The 23,144-nt window shown below is 68.9% G+C and carries 19 protein-coding genes; 10 read left to right on the top strand and 9 right to left on the bottom strand.

Going from position 1 to position 23,144, the window contains the following annotated elements:
• The first annotated feature begins 91 nt into the window (after window positions 1-91).
• The 3 genes from BN1193_RS13950 (at window position 92) to BN1193_RS13940 (ending at window position 3,692) form a co-directional block, all read left to right on the top strand.
• The gene (locus BN1193_RS13950; RefSeq protein WP_040167431.1) at window positions 92-1,459 is read left to right on the top strand and encodes an ABC transporter substrate-binding protein; all 1,368 of its coding nucleotides are present in this window, start codon (window positions 92-94) and stop codon (window positions 1,457-1,459) included.
• Between the two features lie 345 nt (window positions 1,460-1,804).
• Window positions 1,805-2,728, top strand: a complete 924-nt coding sequence (locus BN1193_RS13945) for a carbohydrate ABC transporter permease (protein WP_040167428.1) — start codon at window positions 1,805-1,807, stop codon at window positions 2,726-2,728.
• Window positions 2,729-2,789: 61 nt separating this feature from the next.
• The gene (locus BN1193_RS13940) at window positions 2,790-3,692 is read left to right on the top strand and encodes a carbohydrate ABC transporter permease (RefSeq protein ID WP_094770540.1); all 903 of its coding nucleotides are present in this window, start codon (window positions 2,790-2,792) and stop codon (window positions 3,690-3,692) included.
• Window positions 3,693-3,714: 22 nt separating this feature from the next.
• On the opposite strand, the gene BN1193_RS13935 is transcribed toward BN1193_RS13940, so the two are convergent.
• Both BN1193_RS13935 and BN1193_RS13930 read right to left on the bottom strand, forming a co-directional pair.
• The gene (locus tag BN1193_RS13935) at window positions 3,715-4,305 is read right to left on the bottom strand and encodes an adenylate kinase family protein (protein ID WP_052460804.1); all 591 of its coding nucleotides are present in this window, start codon (window positions 4,303-4,305) and stop codon (window positions 3,715-3,717) included.
• Window positions 4,306-4,316: 11 nt separating this feature from the next.
• The gene (locus BN1193_RS13930; RefSeq protein WP_040167426.1) at window positions 4,317-5,450 is read right to left on the bottom strand and encodes a glycoside hydrolase family 172 protein; all 1,134 of its coding nucleotides are present in this window, start codon (window positions 5,448-5,450) and stop codon (window positions 4,317-4,319) included.
• A gap of 129 nt (window positions 5,451-5,579) precedes the next feature.
• On the opposite strand from BN1193_RS13930, the gene BN1193_RS13925 reads away from it, so the two are divergent.
• From BN1193_RS13925 to BN1193_RS13915, 3 genes are all read left to right on the top strand, one after another.
• A complete protein-coding gene (locus tag BN1193_RS13925; RefSeq protein ID WP_040167424.1) occupies window positions 5,580-6,566 on the top strand; it encodes a LacI family DNA-binding transcriptional regulator in 987 nt (328 codons plus the stop codon).
• A gap of 171 nt (window positions 6,567-6,737) precedes the next feature.
• Window positions 6,738-9,266: a GH116 family glycosyl-hydrolase gene (locus BN1193_RS13920; RefSeq protein ID WP_052460948.1), complete on the top strand. Its 2,529-nt coding sequence runs from the start codon at window positions 6,738-6,740 to the stop codon at window positions 9,264-9,266.
• The gene (locus BN1193_RS13915; RefSeq protein ID WP_040167422.1) at window positions 9,263-10,897 is read left to right on the top strand and encodes a fucose isomerase; all 1,635 of its coding nucleotides are present in this window, start codon (window positions 9,263-9,265) and stop codon (window positions 10,895-10,897) included. The genes BN1193_RS13920 and BN1193_RS13915 overlap by 4 nt, the downstream gene beginning before the upstream one ends.
• Window positions 10,898-10,956: 59 nt before the next feature.
• On the opposite strand, the gene BN1193_RS13910 is transcribed toward BN1193_RS13915, so the two are convergent.
• The 4 genes from BN1193_RS13910 to BN1193_RS13895 form a co-directional block, all read right to left on the bottom strand.
• On the bottom strand, window positions 10,957-11,808 hold the full coding sequence (locus tag BN1193_RS13910) for a DUF4097 family beta strand repeat-containing protein (RefSeq protein WP_040167421.1): 852 nt from the start codon (window positions 11,806-11,808) through the stop codon (window positions 10,957-10,959).
• A gap of 11 nt (window positions 11,809-11,819) precedes the next feature.
• Window positions 11,820-12,467 (bottom strand): response regulator, encoded by a 648-nt coding sequence (locus BN1193_RS13905; RefSeq protein WP_040167419.1) that lies wholly within the window; start codon window positions 12,465-12,467, stop codon window positions 11,820-11,822.
• Window positions 12,458-13,690, bottom strand: a complete 1,233-nt coding sequence (locus BN1193_RS13900; RefSeq protein WP_040167418.1) for a sensor histidine kinase — start codon at window positions 13,688-13,690, stop codon at window positions 12,458-12,460. The genes BN1193_RS13905 and BN1193_RS13900 overlap by 10 nt, the downstream gene beginning before the upstream one ends.
• Window positions 13,691-13,863: 173 nt before the next feature.
• A complete protein-coding gene (locus BN1193_RS13895) occupies window positions 13,864-14,451 on the bottom strand; it encodes a hypothetical protein (protein ID WP_040167416.1) in 588 nt (195 codons plus the stop codon).
• Between the two features lie 151 nt (window positions 14,452-14,602).
• Between BN1193_RS13895 and BN1193_RS13890 the strand changes: the two genes are divergently transcribed.
• Window positions 14,603-16,801, top strand: coding sequence for an alpha/beta hydrolase (locus BN1193_RS13890; protein ID WP_195907874.1), 2,199 nt, complete (start codon window positions 14,603-14,605; stop codon window positions 16,799-16,801).
• A gap of 58 nt (window positions 16,802-16,859) precedes the next feature.
• On the opposite strand, the gene BN1193_RS13885 is transcribed toward BN1193_RS13890, so the two are convergent.
• Complete coding sequence (locus BN1193_RS13885; protein WP_052460803.1) at window positions 16,860-17,819, bottom strand: helix-turn-helix transcriptional regulator; 960 nt, start codon at window positions 17,817-17,819, stop codon at window positions 16,860-16,862.
• 311 nt (window positions 17,820-18,130) lie between these two features.
• Here BN1193_RS13885 and BN1193_RS13880 point away from each other — a divergent pair, with 311 nt between their 5' ends.
• Window positions 18,131-19,279, top strand: a complete 1,149-nt coding sequence (locus tag BN1193_RS13880; protein WP_094770626.1) for a glycosyltransferase — start codon at window positions 18,131-18,133, stop codon at window positions 19,277-19,279.
• A 50-nt stretch (window positions 19,280-19,329) separates the two neighbouring features.
• The gene (locus tag BN1193_RS13875; protein WP_040167410.1) at window positions 19,330-20,523 is read left to right on the top strand and encodes a glycosyltransferase family 4 protein; all 1,194 of its coding nucleotides are present in this window, start codon (window positions 19,330-19,332) and stop codon (window positions 20,521-20,523) included.
• A gap of 13 nt (window positions 20,524-20,536) precedes the next feature.
• Here BN1193_RS13875 and BN1193_RS13870 read toward each other — a convergent pair whose 3' ends face one another.
• On the bottom strand, window positions 20,537-20,932 hold the full coding sequence (locus BN1193_RS13870; RefSeq protein WP_141396697.1) for a hypothetical protein: 396 nt from the start codon (window positions 20,930-20,932) through the stop codon (window positions 20,537-20,539).
• A gap of 246 nt (window positions 20,933-21,178) precedes the next feature.
• Here BN1193_RS13870 and BN1193_RS13865 point away from each other — a divergent pair, with 246 nt between their 5' ends.
• The gene (locus BN1193_RS13865) at window positions 21,179-22,138 is read left to right on the top strand and encodes a GlxA family transcriptional regulator (RefSeq protein WP_040168364.1); all 960 of its coding nucleotides are present in this window, start codon (window positions 21,179-21,181) and stop codon (window positions 22,136-22,138) included.
• On the opposite strand, the gene BN1193_RS13860 is transcribed toward BN1193_RS13865, so the two are convergent.
• Window positions 22,111-23,016, bottom strand: a complete 906-nt coding sequence (locus BN1193_RS13860; RefSeq protein WP_094770538.1) for an alpha/beta fold hydrolase — start codon at window positions 23,014-23,016, stop codon at window positions 22,111-22,113. The two genes, BN1193_RS13865 and BN1193_RS13860, sit on opposite strands and share 28 nt — an antisense overlap.
• Window positions 23,017-23,144: the final 128 nt, after the last annotated feature.

Here is a 23,144-nt window from a genome sequence, read left to right as displayed (position 1 = left end):
CTGGCCCCACGAGGTCAGCGACGACGTGCGTCGAGCTGATGTCGCGTCACGGCACTGACCCGTGGATGGGTCGCTTCCTGAGGAGGAAAGCATGAGCACATCACGTTCGCGTCGGCTCGTTCTCGGTGCAACCGGGGCCGTGGCGGCGATCACGCTGCTGGCCGGGTGCGGTTCGGGCACCCCCGGCGAATCCGCCGGCGGCGGAAGCGGTGATGCGGGCGGCGTCACCGAAGTGCAGTTCTGGCACCGCACCTTCACTCCGGCGGAGAACGACTGGTACTCCGGCATCGTCAAGAAGTTCAACGAGTCCCAGAGCAAGATCAAGGTGGTGGACACCGAAGTCCCCGCCGATGCGTGGGACCAGAAGATGAAGGCCGCACAGGCTGCGGGCAAGGCGCCGGACATCTACACCCATTCCGGATCGATCCAGGATGCGGTCGCCGCCGGTCAGCTGCACAAGCTCAACGGTCTGGTGCCCGATGACAAGCTCAAGGAGATCCTGCCGGCGGCGACGTCGATCTCCGCGGTCGATGGCACGTACTACGCCTACCCGCTGCTGCAGGAGGCGCAAGCGGTGCTGTTCTGGAACAAGGACATGCTCTCCGCAGCCGGGGTTGACACGGACAAGGCTCCCGCGACGTGGGACGACCTGCTCGCGGCCTGCGCCAAGATCAAGCCGACGCTGAAGAGCGGCCAGTACTGCATCTCCCCGGCCCAGGACGCGGCGACGTTCGCCTGGTCGACCGTGGGTCAGCAGTACAACTTCGCCGGTCACACCGCGCTGAAGGATGACTGGACAGCGGCCGACATCAACAATGACGGTTACAAGGCGCTGATGGGCTACTACAAGAAGCTCTGGGATGAGGGGTACATGCCCAAGCAGCCGTTGGCCGCGTATGTCGAGGGTAAGGACTTCGGAGAGCAGAAGGTGGCCTTCAAGGTGTCCGGATCGTGGATGATGTCCGAGATCGGCTCCGACTACAAGGACCTGCTCACCAAGACCGGTGTCGGAGCGTTCCCGAGCTCGGAAGCCGGCAACGATCGCACCGCGACCACGCTCGGAAACTTCAAGTGGGTGATCGACGCGAAGAGCAAGAACGCGCAGGCCGCGGCCGACTTCCTCACCTGGTCGATCGCCGGGGATCCGGCGAACGTGGTGCCGTTCTTCGTCAACACGCAGTTCACCAAGATCCCGGTTCGGCAGTCCGTTCAGGACGCGGTCGCGGCGGATGAGGCGGCTGCGAAGGCCCCGTGGTCCAGCATCCTCGTCAAGGACATCGCCCCCACCGCCATCCCGGAGCCGACCTACCCGTGGGACGTCTCGCTCGCGGTCGGCACGGCGATGGAGACGGTGATGAAGGGGGCCGCGACGCCGGACGCCGCCATCGCGACGGCGGAGAAGGCGATCGCCACGGTCGTGCAGCGCGACGGTCTCGCAGATAAGGCGCCCAAGAAGTGACCGTGCGGACGGCGGGGGCGGGGGCGGCGGCCCCCGCCGTCCCCGAGAACGGGGAGGGGGCGGCATGACGGCTGCGACAGGGGCGGGCGCCGCCCCGCGACGCGCGCCCGATCGATACCGGGTCCGGGGCGGCCAGGGCGCGGACTGGGTCCTACTGCCGGCGGGCGGGGCGGTCGGGGGGGGGGGCGCGGACGCGGCGCGCCGCCGCGGGGAGGGGGGAGAGGGCGACCGCCGCGGTCGGCGAGCCGGAGGGTCCCGAAGAAAGGGCGCCAAGGAAGGGACCGGGGGGAGGGGGGGGGCGGCCGCCCCCGCCCCCGCCGTCCCCGAGAACGGGGAGGTGGCGGCATGACGGCTGCGACAGGGGCGGTCGCCGCCCAGCGACGCGCGCACGATCGATACCGGTTCCGGGACGGCAAGGTCGCGTACTGGTTCCTACTGCCGGCGGTCGGGCTGCTCGGGGTGTTCGTCATCTGGCCGACGGTGTACGCCATGTACCTGTCCTTCCAGGACTGGAGCTTCTACAAGGACCCCGTGTTCGTCGGACTCAACAACTTCACCGCCGTCCTGTCCGACCCCCTGTTCTACGACGCCATCGGACGTGGCTTCATGTTCGTGCTCCTGACGGTGCCGATCATGCTCGTCCTGGCGTTCCTGTTCGCGAGCCTCGTCGTCGCCGTGTCGAGGCGCTTCGCGAGCGTGCTCAAGGTCAGCATCTACATTCCGACGATCATCTCCAGCGTGATCGCCTCGATCGTCTTCGTGCTGATCTACGACTACTCCGGCGGACTGCTCAACGCCGCCCTCGCCGCCGTCGGCATCGATCCGATCGCGTGGCTCGGCGACCCGGCCTGGGCGCTGCTGGCGATCGCGGTGCCGGCGATCTGGCTCGGGATGGGGCTGACCTCGCTGATCATGGTCGCGGCGATGATCGACATCCCCGCGGAGTTCTACGAGGCGGCTGCGATGGAGGGTGCGAACTGGTGGCAGAAGACCTTCTACATCACGATGCCGCAGATGAAGAACATCTTCCTGTACCTGCTGATCACGGGTTTCGTCGCGGCGATCCAGCAGTTCGAGCTTCCGTTGATCATGACCGGCGGTGGGCCGCTGGCCTCCACCACGACGCCGAACCTGTTCATCTTCAATCACTTCCGCAACGACACGAACGTGGGCTACTCGATCGCGGCGGCGCTGCTGCTGTTCGTGGTCCTGGGCACGGTCTCCGCGCTGGTCTTCCGGTTCGTGAACTCCGAGAGGCTGGTGGACTGATGACATTCCCGATGTCACACACCGTGTCCGCACTGAGCAACCGTCCGGGACGGAGCCGCTGATGGCCATCGCCACCCGTACGCTGACCGTGGCCGACCCGGCCGGTGCACCCCAGCGACCCTCACGCCTGCATCACCGCCACGGCGCGACCTGGTGGTTCTTCGCCATCGGCAAGACGATCGTCGGGCTCGCCTTCGTTCTCGCGGCGCTGTTTCCGCTCGCCTGGATGGTCGTGGCCGGCTTCAAGTCGAAGACCGAAGTGATCCAGACGCCGTTCCAGTTCTTCCCCGAGGTGTGGCGCTGGCAGAACTACGCGCAGATCCTCGGCGACCCGTCCTTCCTGCGGACGATGGCGTGGACGTTCTTCGGCGCTGTGCTGTTCACGGTGTTGAGCTTGGCCGTCAACTCGCTCGCGGCCTACGCCTTCGCCCGGCTGGAGTTCCGGTTCAAGCGGACGATCTGGGTGATCGTGATCACCACGATGTTCATTCCCGGCATGACCATCCTGCTGACGAGCTTCATCGTGGTGACCCGGCTGTCGATGCTGGACACGCTTGCGGTCCTGGTCATCCCGGGCGCTGCCAGCGCCGCGATGATCTTCTTCATCCGGCAGTTCTACCTGAACATCCCGGCGAGCCTCGAGGAGGCCGCGATGCTGGACGGGTGCGGGCGGTTCGCGATCTTCCTCCGGCTGTTCCTGCCGCTGTCCAAGCCGCCGTTCGTGGTGATGGGCATCACGGCGTTCCTGGCCTACTGGAACTCCTACGTCTGGCCGATCATGACCATCACGACACCCGAACGGTTCGTGATCCAGCAGTACCTCGCGACCTTCCGCTCGGAGCGCAGTTCCGAGCTCGGTCTGCTGATGGCGGGCTCCGTGCTCGCCGCCGCCCCGGTGATGATCCTGTTCCTGATCTTCCAGCGGCAGATCATCGGCAACATCAAGATGGCCGGTCTGAAGTAGGCCGCCGCCCGCGCGAAGCGGCTCAGATGATCGGAGCGAGTTCGCTCCGTGCCCACTCCTCGACCGCTGACGCGCTCTCCTGCGGCGTCAGCGTGTCGGTGTCGATGATCGTCGCACGCCACCGCGGATCGCCGGCGCTCCAGTCCGACCAACGCGACCAGCGCATCGTCGGATCGCCGTCCGTCCGGATCACCTCGGGCGCGTGCGTGGGATCGAGGGTGTGCGCGAGGAACCATTCGCCGAACCGGTTGTGGTGCACGATCGCGTCCGGATGCTCGCCGCGGTGCAGCAGACGTCGCGTGCGGGTCTCCGGTGAACAGTGCAGGACGCAGATGCTGATTCCATCCAGCAGGTCGGCCGAGGGTGCCGCCAGTAGTTCGCCCATCGGCACTTGGCCGCACAGCAGCAGATGACCCCCGTCCGCCTGCTCGGCGACGGCCTCACGCACCCAGTGTTCGATGGTGCGGTGACGCCAGGCGGTGTCCGCCCCCTCCGGGACCCCGATCGAATCGAACTCCACCAGGCTCACCGGTACCGGCCAAGCGGTCGACGTGAGGCGGTCGAGGGCCGTGGACTTTCCCGCGCCGCTGGCGCCCGTCAGCGAAAGCAGCATCGGTTTGCGCCTCAGTCCTGCGGCGCTCGCGGTGGGGTGGCGCCGATGTCCGGCACCGGGGCGGCGCCCAGGTGCACCTCCAGATCGTCCGCCGATGGCGTGCGGGGCCGTCGCGCGGTGGGTCGATCCAGGTAGAACATCGCGGTCGAGGCGATGTCATCGCGCAGCGGCAGGTAGCGCCATCCGCTGCGCCAGCCGAGCGCCTGGATGTCGACCTTCGGGATTCCGGTGCTGAAGTGGATCGGATCGAGCAGGTGCCATCGGTACAGGCCGAACCGCTGCTGGCTGACGTACAGGCCGTCCGGGCGGATGACCTGCGGCATGCCGAGGTACGGCGTCGAGAACGACGTGTACCCCTCACCGGGCACATCGAAGTTCCATGCCCCGCCGAAGTAGTCCTCGGTGCCGGTGCCGCAGATGGTCGGGTACTCGTCGTCTTCGTCGAGGTAGAACTTGATCTCGCCCTCACCCCACCAGCCGTTGGAGTTCACTCCCCACGCGATGTAGGTGCCGACGTACTGTCCCTGTCCTTCGATGCCCTCCAGGATCACGTGCGGAGTGCGGTCCTCCAGCGGGGCCGAGCGGCGCCACTGGGCGTGGAAGTACGCATCATTCGAGTAGTCGCCGTCGATCTCGTAGGTCACCTGGTAGTAGATGCGAACGTCCACGTCGGAGAGGTTCTCGACCGTCAGTCGCGCACCCGAGCGGAAGGGCATCGGCCAGTACGAGTTGAACCCGCCGTGGGGGTTCGCGGCGATGGCGGTGGAGTTCACCTGGGCGAACACACCCCACCCGTTGCAGAAGAAGTCCCCGTAGGGCACTTCCACGGCCGGTTCCTCCGCACCGTCCCAGTACGCGCGGAGCAGCAGCGTGCGCCAGTTGTCGGTGTGCGTGGTGATCCAGATGTGGGTGATCTTGCCGGCACCCTCGATGCGGGCGAGGTCGAACGTCTCGCCGGCGCGGATGTCGACGCTGGGGGAGATCTTCCACCCCGGGCCGAGATCGCGCGCGCAACTCGCTCCCGTGCCCGTCGTGGCCCGACCGCCCCCGCCCGGGCTGCCGTCGAAGTTCTCCGGTGAGATCGACCGGGTGCGCACGGGACGCAGCGCAGCGATCGAAGCCAGGTCGGACGGTGGCAGACTCATGTGGCTCCCTGGTGCTCCGGGTGAGCGAACGCGTGATTCCGGAGCGCGTTGCCCTTCTGCAATCGATTTCAACACTGTAGGGTGGGCTGACCGGCGTGTCAATGCTCCGGGTGGTCGAAGGGGAGACGCGTGGCCACCATTTATGAGGTCGCGAAATTGGCGGGCGTCAGCCCGGCGACGGTATCGCGTGTGTTCAACGGGGCGAGCGTCTCCGAGGCCAAGGCGAAAGCCGTGCGGTCGGCGGCGACGGCGCTGCGGTTCACGCCGAACCGGGCCGCGCGGACGCTGCGCAAGCAGAGCGCGGAGGTCATCGCGCTGGTCATCCCGGATATCGAGAACCCCTACTTCACGGAGATGGCGCGCGGCGTGGAGGACGTCGCACAGGCTGCCGGCTACTCCGTCGTGCTGTGCAACACCGATGCGGAGTTGGCGAAGGAGCGCACGTACCTCGAGATCGCCCTCGCGGAGAACATGGCCGGCGTCATTCTCGCCGCGGCGAGCAGCGCGTCACGGCTGGACGAGGTTCTCGCGGGTGGCCGCCCCGTCGTCGCCGTGGACCGGCGGACGGGGTACGACGTGGACAGTGTGGTCATGGACAACCGCAGCGCCGGTGCCGAGGCCACGGCGCAACTGGTTGCGGCGGGCTATCAGCGCATCGCGTGCATCACCGGCCCGGAGTCGATCGAAACGGCCCGGGAGCGTGCCGACGGGTGGCGGTCGACGGTGCAGCGTGAGCTGTCCGAAGCCGAGTCCGAGGGCCTGTTGCGCTTCAGCACTTTCCGGGTGGACGGTGGCCGCGATGCCACCGCTGATCTGCTGGAGGGGCCGGAGCCGCCGGATGCGATCGTGGCGGGCAACAACCTCCTCGGCGTCGGTGTTCTCCAGGAACTGAGCGGGCGCGGGCTCACGCCGCCGCAGATCGGGGTCGCGGTCGTCGGCTCCCTGCCGTTCACGACGCTGAGTCCGAACCTCGTGACGATCATCCGGCTGAACGCGCGCCAGATGGGAACGACCGCGGCGCAGTTGCTGCTGGACCGCATCGGCGGGGATGCCGGGGCTGCGCGGACCGTCGTGCTTCCGCACGAGGTGCTTCCTGCGACGGTGACCGCCGGCTGAGCGCCGTCGTGCTGGGCCTACGGCATCCGTTCCCGCGCTCTTGTCCATGAAATCGATTTCGTCTACGCTCTGGCGTGAGGCCGAGGAGGGTCACGTGACGGGACGAATCGCTATCGGCGCCCACGATGGGCGTGTGCGGTTCGCGGGCGCGTGCCGGGCGGGGCGCGCGTCATGATCCGCGGCGACGGGGCCCGCGTGCTGGCGTCCACGGCATCCCGGGCCGCCTTTCCCCTCGGCGGGATCGGCACCGGCAACGTCTCGCTCGGTGCGCGTGGGGAACTGCGCGACTGGGAGCTGGAGAACCACCCGGACAAGGGGCGGATCAACCCCTATTCGTTCTTCGCGATCCACGCCGATGCCGGCGATGGGCGCGCCGTGTCACGCGTGCTCGAAGCCGTACTCAACGGCCCGCACGATCTCGATGCCGGGTATCCGTTCGAGCGCGTGGCCGGGCTTCCGCGCCTGGACGGCGCGACGCTCACGGGAACCTACCCGACCGCCCGAGTGGACTTCACCGATGCCGCGCTGCCCGTTGCCGTGCGGTTGACCGCCTTCACTCCGCTCGTCCCGCTCGATGAGGACGCGTCCGGAATGCCGGTCGCCGTGCTGCGGTACACCGTGACGAACCCCGGTCCGGAGCCTGTCTCGGTGACGATCGCCGGCAGCCTCTCGCACCCCGGCGGCCGTGGCGACGGGCCCTGGGGCATGCGGGCCACGCAGAACGTGCGGTGGCGGGAGGAAGGTGCCGTGCGCGGCCTCGCGTTCGACACCGACCTGCCGGAGGGTGATCTCGGTGCCGGCACGGTGAGCCTGACCACCACGGATGACGCGGTGACGGTGAAGCCGCAGTGGGTGGTGGGCTTCTGGCCGGACGGCTCGCGGCTGTTCTGGAACGACTTCAGCGCGGACGGTCTGCTCGACGCGGAGTCGGAGGCGACGCTGGTGGACCGGCCCGCGGGGCTGTTCGCGGATTCCGCCGCTGATGGAGAGATGAGCGAGGCCGAGGTTCTTGCTCGGTTGCCGCGGCTGCGCACCGGTTCGCTCGGCATCCGCCACGAGATCGCCCCCGGTGCCGAGCAGGACTTCGAGTTCGTTCTCGCCTGGTGCTTCCCGAATCGGCAACGGGCCTGGTCCGGCAACATCTTCCCCGAAGAAGCGCACCGAGACGAGATCGTGCGAAATCAGTACGCGACCCGGTGGCCGGACGCCTGGTCGGCGGCGATGGCACTGCACGGCGACCTCGCCGCGCTGGAAGCCGCGACGCTGGCGTTCCGCGACGCCCTCTACAGCGGCGGACTTCCGGGCGTCCTCGCCGACAGTATCGGTGCGAACATCGCCGCCGCGCGCTCCACGACCTGCTTCCGGCTCGAAGACGGGACACCGGGCGGGCAGTTCGCGGCTTGGGAGGGGTCATTCGACCACGTGGGCAGCTGCGAGGGTACATGCACGCACGTCTGGTCCTACGCACAGACCATCGCCTGGCTCTGGCCCGGGCTCGAGCGTTCCGCCCGGCGCAACGAGTTCCTGCGGGAGACCGATGAGGACGGCGCGCAGAAGTTCCGCACCGCCGCCGTCTTCGGGGACCGCCCCTGGTTCATGGGTCCGGCCGTGGACGGCCAGTTGGGCACCGTGATCCGACTGCACCGCGAATGGCGCTTCAGCGGTGACGCGGCGTTCCTGGGCGAGCTGTACCCGGCGGCGGCGCGCTGCCTGCGCTACGCGGCCACCCGGTGGGACCGGGACGGCGACGGGCTGCTGGACGGCGAGCTGCACAACACGTACGACATCGAGTTCCACGGGATCGAACCGTTGGCCAACGGACTGTACGTCACGGCGATGCTCGCCGGCGCGGACCTGGCGGACGCGGTCGGTGACGTCGCGTCGGCGTCGGACTGGCGTGCGCGGGCCGGGGCGGCATCCCGGCTCATGGACGAGCGGCTGTTCGACGGGCGACGGTACGTCCAGCGCATCGACGACGTCGATGCCGAGCGGTATCAGTACGGCACGGGGGTGCTCTCGGATCAGCTGCTCGGGCAGTTCCACGCCTACCTGAACGGGTTGGGGCCGGTTGTCGACCCCGCCCACATCCGCTCCGCGCTGGCGGAGATCGTGGAGCACAACCTGCGCGAAGACGTCTCGAGCGTGGCGTCCACGCAGCGCGTGTTCGCCGTCCGTGGCGAGGGCGGCCTCCTGCTGGCGTCGTGGCCGAACGGTGGCCGGCCGCGGATCCCGTTCGTCTACGCGGACGAAGTGTGGACCGGGGTCGAGCATCAGGTGGCTGCGACGGCGCTGTTCGCCGGGATGCCGGAGGCGGCGCTCGCGATCGAGGAGCGAGCTCGCGCCCGCTACGACGGCGTCGTCCGCAATCCGTGGAACGAGATCGAGTGCGGCAATCATTACGCCCGTTCGCTGTCGTCGTGGGGGCTGCTCATCGCGGCCACCGGCGCCCAGTGGGACGCGGCGGCCGAGACGCTGCACTTCGCTCCGGCGGGAGATGTGCGAGCGCCGTTCACCACGGCGCACGCCTGGGGGACGGTGGGGGTGGACGGCGACGAGGTCCGGCTCGACGTCCACGGTGGGCGGCTGCGGCTGCGCGAGCTGACTCTGCGCGGCGTGCCGGTCGCAACGGATCTGGTGATCGAGGCGGGAGCGAGCGCCGTATGCGGCACCGCTCAGCCATCGCAGAAGGAGGAGACATGAGCACCTACACGCTCCCGGCCCGACGGCCGCAGGAGTCCGCACCGCCGCAGACGGCGTACCTGATCGCCTCCGGCGACCTGCGCGAGTCCGCGAACGTCGCCGGCTGGCCGACGCAGGTTGAGCTGGAGGCGGGCGTCACCCGTGTGTTCGCGGACCTCGGCTGGACCGTCCGGCGTGCCAACGGCGTCGATCCCGAGACCGGCCACGGATTCATCTCCAGCCAGCGCATGGGAATGGAGGTGTTCCGGGACATTCCCCCGGACGCCCCCTTGATCGTCGCGGAGGCGGTCTGGCAGTACTCCCACCACGTGCTCGCCGGTCTGCGCACGCACGCGGGGCCGATCCTCACCGTGGCGAACTTCGCCGGAGACTGGCCGGGCTTGGTCGGATTGCTGGGGCTGAACGCGGGGCTCACGAAGATGGGTCGCAGCTACTCGACGATCTGGTCGGTGGACTTCACGGACACGTGGTTCCGGTCCGGGATCGAGGAGTGGACGCGGACGGGGCGGATCGAGCACGACCTCTCGCATGTTCGCCCGCTGCCGGACCTCCCGGACACCGAGGAGACGCGCCTCGGGCGCGCCCTCGCGGAGCAACTTCACACGGACAAGGCGATCGTCGGTGTCTTCGACGAGGGCTGCATGGGCATGTACAACGCGATCTTCGACGACGAGCTGCTCAACCCGACCGGCGTGTACAAGGAACGGCTGTCGCAGTCGGCCCTGTACGCCGAGATGCTGCGCGTCGATGATGCCGAGGCGGACGCCGTCGGGGACTGGTTGCGCGAGCGCGGGATGACCTTCCGGCTCGGCACGGACGAGGCGACCGAGCTCACCGAGGCGCAGCTGCGCTGGCAGTTCAAGATGTACATCGCGGCACTGCGGATCGCGGACGACTTCGGCCTGGATGCGGTCGGCATCCAGTACCAGCAGGGGCTGAAGGACCTCGTTCCGGCGTCGGATCTCGCCGAGGGGCTGCTGAACTCGACCGACCGCCCGCCCGTGCGATCGCGGGACGGCGAGCGCATCCTGCACGAGGGGCGGGCGTTCCCGCACTTCAACGAGGCCGATGAGGGTGTGGCCGTCGACACGCTCGTGACCGATCGTGTCTGGCGGGCGATGGGGCTGGTCCCGGACAACACGCTGCACGACGTCCGGTGGGGTGAGGAGTACGACGGCCGGTTCGTGTGGGTGTACGAGATCTCCGGCTCGGTGCCGGGCTCGCACCTCGGGGGATGGGAGCACGCCGAGGGCTGGCGCCAGCACCCGGTCTTCTTCCCCGCGGGTGGCTCGACGATCAACGGCGTCTCGCGGCCGGGGGAGCTCGTCCTCAGCCGGATCTTCATCGCCGAGGGGGTGCTGCAGGCGGATCTCTTCCGTGGGACCGCGGTCGCGCTTCCGGAGGCCGAGACGCAGCGGCGCAAGGACGCGACGAACCCGGAATGGCCGATCGCGCACGTCGTGCTCCACGGCGTCACGCGGGATCAGTTCATGGCTCGCCACAAGGCCAACCACGCGCAGCTCGTCTACGCGCCCGACGCGGCGACCGCCGACAAGGCGCTGGCCGCGAAGGCCGCGATGCTGGACGGGATGGGCATTCGTGTGAACCTGATCGGTGACGTCGCACTGTAGCTCCCACCACCGAACGGGGCACTCGCTTTGAGAGAGAGTGCCCCGTTCGTGCGCCCGTCTCAGTTGCCGGGATTGATCGTGATGTCGCCGGCGCTGATGTCGGCCTGGATCGAGTGCGGAGCGGACGGGTCCTGGCGCACGTTGATGTGTCGATCGCCGGCGGAGGATCCCCCGCTCACGGCGTAGGGGACATCAGGCAGGGTCAGCGTGGCGCTGCCGGCGCTCACCTCGACCGCCGTCCGCTCCGGAGCCTCGCCGGTCGTCTTGAGGGTGAGGCCGCCGGCGCTGACCTTTGCGGAGACGGTGCGCACGTCATGGGTGGTCACGACCGCGGACCCGGCACTGACGGTCGCCGTCACGGTCTCGGCCGCGCCCGTGAACGTGAGGTCGCCGGCGGAGACGTCCACCTCGACCGCGCGAGCGTCGCCAGTGTAGGTCAGTGACCCGGCCGAAAGGTGGAGACTCGCGTCCACGGTGCCCTCCAGGGCGGCGGGCAGAACCAGGGTGGCGTTCTCGCCGTTGAAACCGATCCAGGTGAAGGGGCTCCAACCGTTGTCGTCTCCGACCTGCAGCGTGTCCCCGACGCGATCGAGCTTCCATTCGCGCACGCCCTGCCAGCTCGACGCGGTGACGTGGAGCTCAGCCTGGGTCGCGTTCTCGGAGAACGTGATCGCCAGATCTGCGGCGCTCGCGTTGACCTGCACCGCGGTGACGCCGTCGGTCTTCGCGGTCTTCTCCAGCGTCGGCGCGCCTCGACCGGCGAGAGCGGTGAGGATGCCGGAGACCAGGACGAGGGCGATGAAGATGATCCCGATGATCGTGATCGTGCGGGCGAGGCTCCGCCCGCGGGGCTCCGGGGCGGTCGCCGCGCCCGTGGTCGGAGCGGGCGGGGGAGTGAGCTGCTGAGACATCGTGAACCCTTCTAAGAGGTCGCACCGCGGTGCGCGAGAACGGCGAGAACGCGGCGGTTTCCGTCTGCCGGTTCGAGATCGAGCTTCTGGAAAACGGCCGAGATGTGCTTCTCGACCGAACCCTCGGAGATGTGGAGCGTGGTGGCGATGGAGGCGTTGGCCCGTCCCTCGGCCATGAGCGCGAGGACGTCGCGCTCGCGGTCGGTGAGCCGTTCGAGGCGCGAGTCTCGCCGACGCCGGGTGAGAAGCTGCGCGACGACCTCGGGGTCCAGGACCGTGCCGCCCTCGGCGACCGTGGTCGCGCTCTCCAGGAACTCGACGACATCGGCGACGCGGTCCTTGAGCAGGTAGCCGAGTCCCCCGCTGCTGCTGGCGATGAGGTCGGTGGCGTACCGCTCCTCGACGTACTGGCTGAGGACGAGAATCGGGAGCGTCGGGTCCGCGCTCCGCAGGGCGATGGCAGCGCGGATGCCCTCGTCGGTGAACGTCGGCGGGAGCCGGACATCCAGCACCAGGAGGTCCGGGCGGTCGGCCGCGACGGTCTCCGCCAGGCCATCGGCGTCGGGCAGGGCCGCGGTCACCTCATGGCCGGCGTCCTCGAGCAGACGGGCGATTCCGTCGCGGAGCAGTCCCGAGTCCTCGCAGATCATCACGCGCACGGCAGGCTCACTTCGATCGTGGTCGGACCCCCGTCGGGGCTGGTCAGCGTCAGCGAGCCGCCGGCCGCTTGGACCCGACGGATCATGCCGTCCAGGCCGCCACCGGGAACCGGTCGGGCGCCGCCGTGGCCGTCATCCTCGATCCGGGCCCAGACCATCCCGCCCGGGCGGGAGAGGATCGTGACCCGGCACGAGGACGCACCGGAGTGCTTGGCGGCGTTCGTCAGGGCCTCGGCGACGGCGAAGTACATCGCCGATTCGCTGGCTTGGGAGCACCGCGACTCCAGGCGGACGTCGAGAACCACCGGGATCGGGGACCGCGCAGCGAGGGCGGACAGCGCGGCATCGAGCCCGCGATCCTCCAGCACCGCCGGGCGGATGCCCCGGGCGAGCTGACGGAGCTCGGTGATGGCCTCCTTCGTCGAGGCGTGCGCCTCGTCGATGAGCACGGCCGCGGCGGCCGGGTCCTGGGCGACCTTCGTCTTGGCCAGGCCCAGCGTCATGCCGATCGAGACCAGGCGGGGCTGGACGCCGTCGTGCAGATCGCGTTCGATGCGGCTGCGTTCGACCGTGGCGGCCTGCACGGCGTCGTCGCGGCGGCGCGTGGCCGTCTCCGCGATCTCCTGCAGTTCGCGAGTCCGGGACGGGACGAGCATGCGGGAGATGCTGGCGTGGGCACTGCCCAGTGCGAGGATCGCCACCACGGCGGCGACGACGATGACGAGATCCAGGACAGCGGCGACGACCCCGGGGAATTTCAGTGTCATCAGAGGAATTCGCGCGTCCGCGCCGGGGGTGGAAACCGCGGCTCCGAAGGAACCGATCGCAGAGACGATCAGCTGGATCAGCGAGAGCACGACGCTGCCGAGCGCGGTGATGATGAGCAGATGCAGCACGCCGAGCCAAGCGCCCGGGTCGATCAGTCGCAGCCACAGTGTCTGCAGCCAGCGCCAGCCGTCGGTGCGCGTGGACGTCGGCCACGAGCGGGCCGGAATCGCATAGCCGAAGAGTCCGGCGACCCGGAGGTCCTCAACCCGGCGGATCGTGCCGATCAGGTACGCCAGGGGGATGAGGAAGATGAGGCCGATGCCGAACACCGGCAGGAGTCCGATTCCGAGACCGATCAGCATCCCAAGCACGCCGATCACCACCGAGCCGACGATGCCGTACACCGCCAGGTGGGCGGCGGCCGCGGAGTTCACGCGGAGTCGTGTCCAAGTCATGACCCAAACCTACGAGCCCGATCGCACGCACCCCAGGGGGAGAGCCCCTCGCTCTGCGGGGGTTATCCCCCAGAAGCCGTCCGGACGTCCCGTGCCCGCAGGCTAAACACCCCGAAGCGCGCGAAACCCTCCCGCGACGCATGGGTGTTTCGCTCGCTCGTGGGTGTTTCGGCTCAGGCTGGGGGCAGACGGAGAGTGCCCGGTACCTCACCGAGGGACAGATCGTCGATGACACGCAGCTCACGGGCGAGGGCGTCCAGGTCGGGGAGCACCGTGCGGAACCTGGTGGTGTCCCCGCTCATGGCGGTGAGCTCGACGAGGTGGGTGCCGAGGTCGAACGTGTAGCCGACGAAGGGCGGCCGGTCGCTCCCGGGCTCGTCCATGATGAGCCGCTCCCCGACGCCGAGGGTGGGGTGCGGGAAGTTCTCCGTGTCGTCATACTCCATCGGCCGTGACGCGCGCGCCGTCCGCATCGCCGGTGACGCCTCCTGGATCACGGCGACGGCGACGACCAGCTCCGGATCGTCCTTCCACACCCACACCAGCACGCGGCCGTTGGCCTTGCGCATCAGGGCAGGGGCGGCCTGGCTCATCGCCCACGCCGTGAAGCCGCCGCCGCGGGTCTCGACCCCGAGCGAGCGGTTCATCTGCGCCATGACCATCCCGATCGCCCGCTTGCGCAGACGTCGACCGCGCAGTCCGAAGGATCCGGTGACGGGGACCCACCGGGACGGGTCGGCTTCGGCGTGAAGTCGGGGCATGGCTCCAGCGTAGGCGAGGCGTCTGCGCAGGATCACCGGTGGCGAACATCGGCACCGCGGCTTTTCGCCACCCGGAACGCTGGGCAGGGCGCGTCCAGCGTTCATACAGTTTTCAAAGATCGGACATCGGTCGATGACGAGGAGGTACATCATGACCGGAACGGACCCATCGCGAATGCGCAAGGCCGTCGCCGTGCTCGCCGCGGTCGCGCTGGCCGGCACGCTGAGCATCGCGACCGCGGGACCCGCCGCCGCCGCTCCACCCGTGAGCGCGGGCAAGGGCAGTGACAAGCAGAAGCAGAAGGCGACGCCGGACATCGCGAAGCTCGCCGGCCCGCTGGCGAACCAGGAGTTGGTGTGGAAGGAGTGCACCATCGAGAACGAGTTCTTCGACTACAAGGAGATCCTGTCCAAGAACGGCGCCGAGTGCGCACGTATCGAGGTCCCCCAGGACTGGTTCGACGAGAACAACAGCAACACCTGGTCGGTCGCGATCTCTCGGGTCGGTGGCGATCGGGTCGATGACCCGGGCTACCGCGGTCCCATCTTCCTCAACCCAGGGGGCCCGGGAGGCGCCGGCCTGGCCTGGTCGGGCGCGATGAATCAGCGATCCCCGGAGCTCGCCGAGAACTTCAGCTTCATCGGCTTCGACCCGCGCGGCTCGATCACCCTGAGCGATGCCGTGTCCGGCAACCTGCCGATGACGACCTCGCCCGACGCGTGCCGCGTTGAGAACGCCCCGTTCATGGAGTGGGCGAACGCGTACGTGGCGGGTGACCGGGCAGCGACGACGCGTATCGCGAACACGGCGATCGCCGAGTCGTGCAGCACCGCTTCGGAACAGCGCTTCGTTTCCACGGAGCAGACGGTCTATGACATGGACCTCGCCCGCTACCTCCTCCAGGAGGAGAAGCTGAACTACATCGGCTTCTCGTACGGCACCTGGCTCGGCAGCATCTACGCACGCACCTTCCCCGCCAACACCGGGCAGGTCCTCCTCGACTCCTCGATCGATGTGACCGATCCGACCATGGAGGACACCTTCAAGCTCCAGGGTGTGGCTCGCGATCGCCAGCTGCGCGAGCACATGATCCCGTGGATCGCGCGCAACGATGCGACATACGGGCTCGGCACGGACCCGGACGCACTCTACGCCGACTACCTCGCCGGCCAGGAGCTCTACCAGGCCGCGAAGAAGAGCGTGGGGTTGCTCTGGAACCCGGCGTACGTCGCATTCCCGGATAACACCCAGTACCCGCGCATCGTGCCGGTCATCAGCACCCTGGTGAAGCTGGCGCGCAAGGAAGTGAAGCCCGCGGACGCGGAGCAGACCCTGCGCACCACGTTCGAGAGCGCCGACTACCTGTCCGAGGAACAGCGCGCCGACGCGCTCGAGCGCATGGACGCCCCGCTGGTGCCGTCCGGCACCGGGATCGCCCCGCAGAACGTGACCGCCAGCAAGCTGCTGCCGGCCACCAAGCCCGGCTCGGGACGGTTCAATCCGCCCGTTCCGGATCAGTTCGAGGTCGTCGACCTGCCCTTCGCGGACATGAACAACCCGGACTTCGACCTCTGCAACCGCGAGGACTGGGTGAACTGGGAGTGGCTCACCATCAATTGGGACACCGGGGACCTCGTGAGCTTCGTCGAGCCGAGCAACGAGGTCTACTTCGCCTGCGGTTGGGAGGGTGTCGACACCCCAGAGGAGCTCGTCGAATGGAAGAACGCCCGAGCCATCGGCGTGGCCACGTTCAACAGCTTCAACGAGGACTTCGAGACCATCCGGTGCAACGACGGCCAGTGGTCCACCTCGGTCGCCGGCGTGGACTACTACGCCAACGAGCGCCCGCTGACCCCGCTGAGCAGCCTGATCGGTGTCATGGACGGTCCGCCGCTGTGCACGATGGGCTGGCAGGCGTCCACCCCCCAGATGCGCGGCCTGTCCGCCTCGACGTACCCGCAGACGCTCGTCGTTCAGGCGGAGCAGGACTCGCAGACCGCCTACGAGGGTGGCCTCGCGTCCGGCACGAAGTCGCCGCACGCCAAGCTGATCGCGGTGGACAACGAGGGCTCGCACGGTCTGTTCCCGTATGGCGACGCCTGCGTCGATGAGCCGGTGCTGAACTTCTTCCGCACCGGTCAGCAGCCGAAGGACAAGGTCACGGTCTGCCAGGGCCTGCCTCTGCCGGGCGAGGACGAGACGTTCGAATCGGGCTCGCCGCTGGGCAAGAACGGCAAGCCGAAGCCGAACAAGAAGCCGAAGCTGACGAAGGATCAGCAGGAGGCCGACCGGGTCATGAAGGACCTCATGGCCGAGATCGTCCTCGACCAGCAGCCGCTGCGCGGCTGAGCGGTGACGTCGCCGGTCAGTGATCGGCACAATGAGGGGGTCCGCGTGGCGGGCCCCCTCACTCGTGTTCGACGGCGCCGAGGTCGAGGAGCCCGCGGTGGACGGCGAGGGCTCCGAGTTGGAACCGGTTCACGGCGCCGTGGCGATGCTGCAGGAGATTCAGCCGCCGCTGCACGGTGCGCGCGCTCACCCCGAGTTCGGCGGCGATCGTCGCGTCGGTCATTCCGGTGGCGAGCAGATTCAGCAGGCGTCGGTCCTCCCCGTCCCCGAGCACATCCGGGTCGCCGAGATCGACGGGAATCGCGAGGGCCCAATAGGACTCGAACATGTTGATGAGCCCGTCCAGGAAAGCGGACGGGTACACCACCAGGGCATCGACCGCGCCGGCCCCGTCCCCTCCCTCGGGCCGGGGCAGGACGAGCCACGCCAGCCGGTCGTCCGCGATCGTGAGTCGCAGAGGCAGCTCGGCGATCACCCGGAGACTCTCGCCGAGCTCGAGGCCGGCGCGCGTCGCCGCGAGCAGTTCCGGGTCGTCCAGGTGACGCTGCTCGACGATCGTCGAGTAGGCGATGCCTCGCGCGCTCACCTCGGCCTGCACGGGCGAGAGCACCTCGTCCGCCGAACTGTGGAAGTACGGCCCACGGTCGAAGGAGCGCACGGTTGCCCGGGCGTTCAGCTGCAGCTCCAGAAAAGCCCGGTTGACCGCGCTCTGCCCGTAAAGCACCTCGCAGATCGGGCCCTGTGCCGAACGCAGCGCGCTGTCGAGCTCGGTCGCGGCGCGACGCGCGGCGTCCACGCGCTGGTCGATCAGCGCGACGTGATGCTCGACGGCCAGACGCACGGGCGCCAGGACGATGCCGTCGTGGCGCCGCTCAACGAGACCCAGAGCGAGCAGACGCTCGTCCGCGGAGGTGGGAGGTTGAGCTACGCCGCCGCCCTCGCGCAATTCGCGGTACCGGGTTTGCGCTGCGCCCTCGAGCGAGAACAGTTCGATGATGCGGGCGAGGTCCTGATCCACCCGGCGACTCCTCTGGGACTACGGCGAGCGACGTGCTGCGAGATCGACCCTACCGCCGCGGTCCGCTGCGACACGAGCGGGGCGGAGCGGATGTCGGAGAAGCCCTGCGACACGCGTCCGGTTCTTCCCAGGGACCCCCCACCCGCGCAACGGCGCGTGTCCCCGGGCGTGGCGCGGTCCTCGACTACGCTGGAAGCCGGACCGCACACCCGCCCGTGTCTCCACAGAACAGGCCTCATCACGTGACCACACCCCCCAATCACACTTCCGGCGATGCCGTGACGCCCGACCGGCGTCCTCTCACCATCGTGATGGGGGCGGACACCTTCGCCCCGGACATCAACGGAGCCGCACGCTTCGCCGAGCGGTTGGCTGCCGGTCTGGTCGAGCGCGGGCATGACGTGCACGTCATGGCGCCGAACACGCGCTACCGGATCGCGCCGCCCGCCGCGGAGATGATCGAGGGTCAGCCGGTCACGATGCACCGCCTGCCGTCGATCCGCTGGGCCCCGCACGACTGGCTGCGTTTCGTCTGGCCGTGGCGTTCCAAGCACTACGCGCGACAGGTGCTGGATCTGGTCAAGCCCGACGCCGTGCACATCCAGTCGCACATCGTGATCGGTCGCGGCCTCGCGCGCGAGGCCCGCAAACGAAACATCCCCGTGATCGCGACCAACCACGTGATGGCGGAGAACATCCTCGACTTCACCACGCTGCCGCCGTTGCTGGACAAGCTCGTGATCAAGGCCGCGTGGGGGGATGCGCGCCGGACCTTCGACATGTCGCGCGCCGTCACGACCCCGACCCAGAAGGCCGCCGACTTCCTGGAGGCGACCACCGGGCTCGAGGGCGTGATCCCGATCAGCTGCGGCATCGACCGGCGCTTCTACACCGCCGACCTCGCGCCCCGGACCGAGAATCGCATCGCCATCGTCGGGCGCCTGACCACCGAGAAGGAGGTCGACGTCACGCTGCGGGCGATCGCGAAGCTCGACCCCGCACTCGACGTCAAGGTCGACATCGTCGGGGGTGGGGACCAGCGCCACAAGCTCGAGGTGCTGACCGCCGAGCTCGGCCTGCAGGACCGGGTGATCTTCCACGGCCGCACGACCGATGAGGAACTGCGCGCCGTCTACACAAACGCCGCGCTGTACGCGATCGCCTCGATCGCCGAACTGCAGTCGATCTCGACCATGGAGGCCATGGCGTCCGGACTCCCGGTCGTCGCCGCCGACGCGATGGCGCTGCCGCACCTCGTGCACGACGGGGAGAACGGCTACCTCTTCCCGCCCGGAGACGTGGATGCCGAGGCCGCCGCGATCACGCGCGTGCTCACCGCCTCCGACGCCGAGCGGCGACGACTGCAGCAGGCCTCGCTCGACGGCGTCGCCATCCACGACATCAACCGGACGCTGGACACCTTCGAGGCGCTCTACCGCGGCGAACCGCTTCCGGACTGACATGCGCGTCATGATCCGGACCGCCCACCGTCGACCGCGTCGGAATTGACATGCACGTCGTCTTCTTCGGCGATCAGCACCTGGAGTCCTCCGGCGGTGCTCAGGTCTCGACGCGTCTGCAGCGCGCGTTCCTGGAGCGCGCCGGTCACACGGTCTCCGTGGTGGCACCGAAGATGCCCGGTCGCGTATTCGACGATCCGGGGTACATCGACACTCCGTCGATCCCGATCACGCTGGACCGCGAGTACGCGATGTCGGTGCCGGGAAAGCGCGTGGACCGGTTCATCGACGCAGCCCTGGCATCTCGACCTCCGGTGGACCTGGTGCACGTGCAGGCCGACTTCTGGGGCGGGATCACAGGTCATCGGTTCGCCCGCCGCCACGACCTTCCGGTCGTGCACACGATGCACAACCGGGTCGATGTGGGCCTGCGCGCGACGGCCGGGCCGATCGCTCCGCTCGCTCTGCGGGTGCTGAACGCCTGGCAGCGGCGCCTGCTGCCGCTGCCGGCGGATGTGCGGGCAGGCTCGGACGGCTGGGCGTACCTCCGCGGTCTCGCCGCCGGGTCCGCAGCGGTGACAGCGCCGTCCGGACACTTCGCCCGTCGCCTCGAGGAGCACGACGTGTTCGGGCACGTGGACGCGATGTGGAACGGCGCGGACGACGCCGTGCTGGACAGTGTGCTGACCGAGGCCGGTCCGCGTCGCCCCGGTCGTCCGCGGTTCGTCTGGGTCGGCCGGATGAGCCCGGAGAAGCGGCTGCTGCCGTTCCTGCGGGCCGTCGCGCTGAGCGGGATCGATGCCGACGTCGAGGTGATCGGTGGCGGCGGTCAACTCGCCGCGGCGCGGCGGTTGGTGGCCGGTTCGACGCCCACCGCGCACGTGAGGTTCGCGGGTCGCCTGCCGTACGCGGACACGCTCCGTCGCCTTGCCGAGGCCGACGCCGTGGTGCAGACCTCGATCGGTTTCGAGACGCAGGGCATGACCCCGTTCGAGGCGGCCGCACTCGGCACGCCCGCCGTGATCAGTGACCCCGACATCGCCGGGGAACTCGAGACGGGATTCTGGGCGGTGCCGGACGAATCCGTGGCCGCACTTGCGACGACCCTGCGCACCGCGGCGACGGACATCGCCGGCGGGCGTGCGGTCGCGGTCAACCCCGCGGTGGGCACCCGATTCCGGCAGTCCTCGCGAACCGCCGACATGATCGAGCTCTATCGACGGCTCGTGCCGTCCGGGTCCTGACGCAGCACGACGGTCAGAACGCCGCGCTCAGGACCATGCTGGCGAATTGCGTGATCCAGGTGCTGAGCACACCCAGCACGGCGAAGATCGCCGCACCGAACGCGACCGCGCCGAGCTTGGTGCCCCCGCGCAATGCGATGATCCCGAGAACGAGGGCGACGAGGGTGAGCACGGTGCTCACGATCATGCCGATGCCGCCGATGATGCTCACCGCCGTGAGGGCCCCGGGCCCGCCGCTGTAGATCACCGCCTGCGTGACCAGGCTGGCGGTGATCCCGGTGACGACGGACGCGCCGAGCAGGACGAGGGTGGTGATCGCGATGCCGCGGCCGGTCGGGGGCGCGCTCGTCATCGGAGGGTAGGACACCGGGGTCGTGCGATCGGCCGCGGATGGTGTGGGTTGCGTCATGTTCTCCCCCTGAACTCGTTGACCCGAGCATAGGGGAGTCGGCCGCCGTCAGCGCGGGCGGGTCGGGTCCGTGGGTAACCGGTGATACCCGTCGGTCCGGAGGGCGCGGACGGTGGACACGAGCCCGGCGAGGCCCAGAGCGGCGAGGACGATGAGGAGAACCATGGCAGAAACGATATGATCGCCGGATAGCTGTCACCAGTGGCAGAAATGTCGACGTCCGAAAGGAATCCGCCAATGAGCGAGCTGTTGCGTGTGGTCGCCGTCGTCGCCGAGTCCGGGGTGACGCCCTTCGAGTTCGGCATCGCCGCCGAGGCGTTCGGGCTCGACCGCTCGGACGACGGCGTGCCCAACTTCGATTTCCGGGTCGTGACTCCCGAGCCCGGGCCGGTGCTGACCAGCCTGGGCCTGCCGCTCGTGATCGATCGGCCACTCGTCGACGCCGATGACGCCGACGTGCTCGTGGTGCTGCCGACGCCGAGCTCGACCTGGGGCAGCGGTCCGGACGCGGTGGTCGACCTCATCCGTCGAACCGTGGATCGAGGCGCCTGGGTCGTCGCCGTGTGCAGTGGGGCCTTCCGGCTCGCGCAGGCGGGAGTTCTGGACGGTCAGCGCGCCACCACGCACTGGCGGTACTCCGATGTCCTCGCCGAGATGTACCCCGCGATCGATGTGGACCGAGACGCTCTCTACGTGCAGCAGGGGCGCATCATCACCTCCGCCGGCACCGCCGCCGGGATCGATGCGTGCCTGCATCTGCTGCGTCAGACGATCGGCGCCGAGCACACCAACACCATCGCGCGGCGAATGGTGGTGCCGCCGCAACGCGATGGCGGTCAGGCGCAGTTCGTGCGCAGACCCGTCCCCCTCTCACTCAGCCTCTCCCTCGCACCGGTCGCGGAGTGGGCGGTCGAGAACCTGCACGACGACCTCACGGTTGAGGTGCTCGCCACCCGGGCGCACATGTCGCCCCGGACGTTCGCGCGCCGGTTCCGCGCCGACTACGGCGTCAGCCCCGCTGCCTGGATCGCGCGGCGCCGCGTTGACCTCGCGCAGCGTCTGCTGGAGCAGACCGACGATGACATCGAGGCGGTCGCGCAGAGCGCGGGGTTCGGCTCGGCGACGGTGCTGCGACAGAACTTCTCGCGCGTGCTCGGCACGAGCCCCACCGCGTACCGTCAGCGCTTTTCGGGCGTCTCGGTCTGATCCTCGCCGTGGCGACGTCGCCGCCCGCGGAGATTCCCGCCGCGCCGGCGGCGTTCCGGATGGTCATCGAGGAAGAGGCCGATGCGACGTGAGGTGGGGCCGGCGTCGCGGATCATCGACTGATGACTGGTGTGCGGGAGCACGTCGTAGATCGCGTTCGGGACGAGGGCTGCGACCTGATGCCCCCACTCATCCGGCACCACCTTGTCGTTCTCGCCGCGCAGCACGAGCGTCGGCTGCGTGATCCGCGGGTAGACCTTCTCCGGTCGATGCACCATCATGGCGCGGATCTTGCGGATCAGGTGAGGTCCGGCGCGCAGATACTCCCAGGCGCCGAGGAGGACGACCTTGCGGCTCTCACCCCAGAGGTCGGCGATCAGGCGCCCGATCTGGACCGTGACGCGGCGCGCGTCCTCGTCCACGGTCGGGGCGATGAGGACCGTGGCGGACACGAGGGTCGGATGGCGCACCGCCAGCTCCGCGACGACCTGCGTACCCATCGAGTGACCGATCGCGATGACGCCCGTGTAGCCGCGGTCGGTCAGGAGGGCCGCCAGCATGTCCGCGGTCCGCTCCATCGTCGGCGTGCGCGGTGGCTCGGCGGAATCACCGTAACCGGGCTGGTCGATCGCGAGGACCCGGCCGCGTCGGCGCAGGTCGGCGATGAGTTCGGCGAACACCACGCGGCCCATGCCGATGCCGTGCACGAGGAGGAAGACCGGCTCGCCGGACCCGAACTCCTCGACGACCATCTCCGCACCCTCCCAGTGGAAGCGCGAGACGTCGCCGTCGAGAACGGGGGCACCGGCGGCCTCCGTGACCTTGTCCGAGATGCTCTCGTCAACCTCTTCGTGGTGCGAGGCGGGGAGGTCGGTCATGATTTCTTCCTGGGTTCGGGACGTCTGTGAAAGCCTACCGTCGCAGAACGGATCGACCGCAGAACCCCTGGCGTGGCAACAGATTCAGTGGTAAAGTTGAGTCACAGTGACTCAACTTTAGGGTGAGC

The sequence above is a fragment of the Microbacterium gorillae genome (assembly GCF_000826185.2).
Taxonomy (GTDB): domain Bacteria; phylum Actinomycetota; class Actinomycetes; order Actinomycetales; family Microbacteriaceae; genus Microbacterium; species Microbacterium gorillae.
Note: the sequence above shows the minus strand (reverse complement) of the source record. Positions and strands in the feature narration are given on the sequence as shown.

Excerpts from the sequence above, each read along its gene's own strand:
- BN1193_RS13950 (WP_040167431.1), top strand. The coding sequence starts at position 92 with ATGAGCACATCACGTTCGCGTCGGCTCGTTCTCGGTGCAACCGGGGCC.
- BN1193_RS13945 (WP_040167428.1), top strand. The coding sequence starts at position 1,805 with ATGACGGCTGCGACAGGGGCGGTCGCCGCCCAGCGACGCGCGCACGAT.
- BN1193_RS13940 (WP_094770540.1), top strand. The coding sequence starts at position 2,790 with ATGGCCATCGCCACCCGTACGCTGACCGTGGCCGACCCGGCCGGTGCA.
- BN1193_RS13935 (WP_052460804.1), bottom strand. The coding sequence starts at position 4,305 with ATGCTGCTTTCGCTGACGGGCGCCAGCGGCGCGGGAAAGTCCACGGCC.
- BN1193_RS13930 (WP_040167426.1), bottom strand. The coding sequence starts at position 5,450 with ATGAGTCTGCCACCGTCCGACCTGGCTTCGATCGCTGCGCTGCGTCCC.
- BN1193_RS13920 (WP_052460948.1), top strand. The coding sequence starts at position 6,738 with ATGATCCGCGGCGACGGGGCCCGCGTGCTGGCGTCCACGGCATCCCGG.
- BN1193_RS13915 (WP_040167422.1), top strand. The coding sequence starts at position 9,263 with ATGAGCACCTACACGCTCCCGGCCCGACGGCCGCAGGAGTCCGCACCG.
- BN1193_RS13910 (WP_040167421.1), bottom strand. The coding sequence starts at position 11,808 with ATGTCTCAGCAGCTCACTCCCCCGCCCGCTCCGACCACGGGCGCGGCG.
- BN1193_RS13900 (WP_040167418.1), bottom strand. The coding sequence starts at position 13,690 with ATGACTTGGACACGACTCCGCGTGAACTCCGCGGCCGCCGCCCACCTG.
- BN1193_RS13895 (WP_040167416.1), bottom strand. The coding sequence starts at position 14,451 with ATGCCCCGACTTCACGCCGAAGCCGACCCGTCCCGGTGGGTCCCCGTC.
- BN1193_RS13890 (WP_195907874.1), top strand. The coding sequence starts at position 14,603 with ATGACCGGAACGGACCCATCGCGAATGCGCAAGGCCGTCGCCGTGCTC.
- BN1193_RS13880 (WP_094770626.1), top strand. The coding sequence starts at position 18,131 with ATGGGGGCGGACACCTTCGCCCCGGACATCAACGGAGCCGCACGCTTC.
- BN1193_RS13875 (WP_040167410.1), top strand. The coding sequence starts at position 19,330 with ATGCACGTCGTCTTCTTCGGCGATCAGCACCTGGAGTCCTCCGGCGGT.
- BN1193_RS13870 (WP_141396697.1), bottom strand. The coding sequence starts at position 20,932 with ATGACGCAACCCACACCATCCGCGGCCGATCGCACGACCCCGGTGTCC.
- BN1193_RS13860 (WP_094770538.1), bottom strand. The coding sequence starts at position 23,016 with ATGACCGACCTCCCCGCCTCGCACCACGAAGAGGTTGACGAGAGCATC.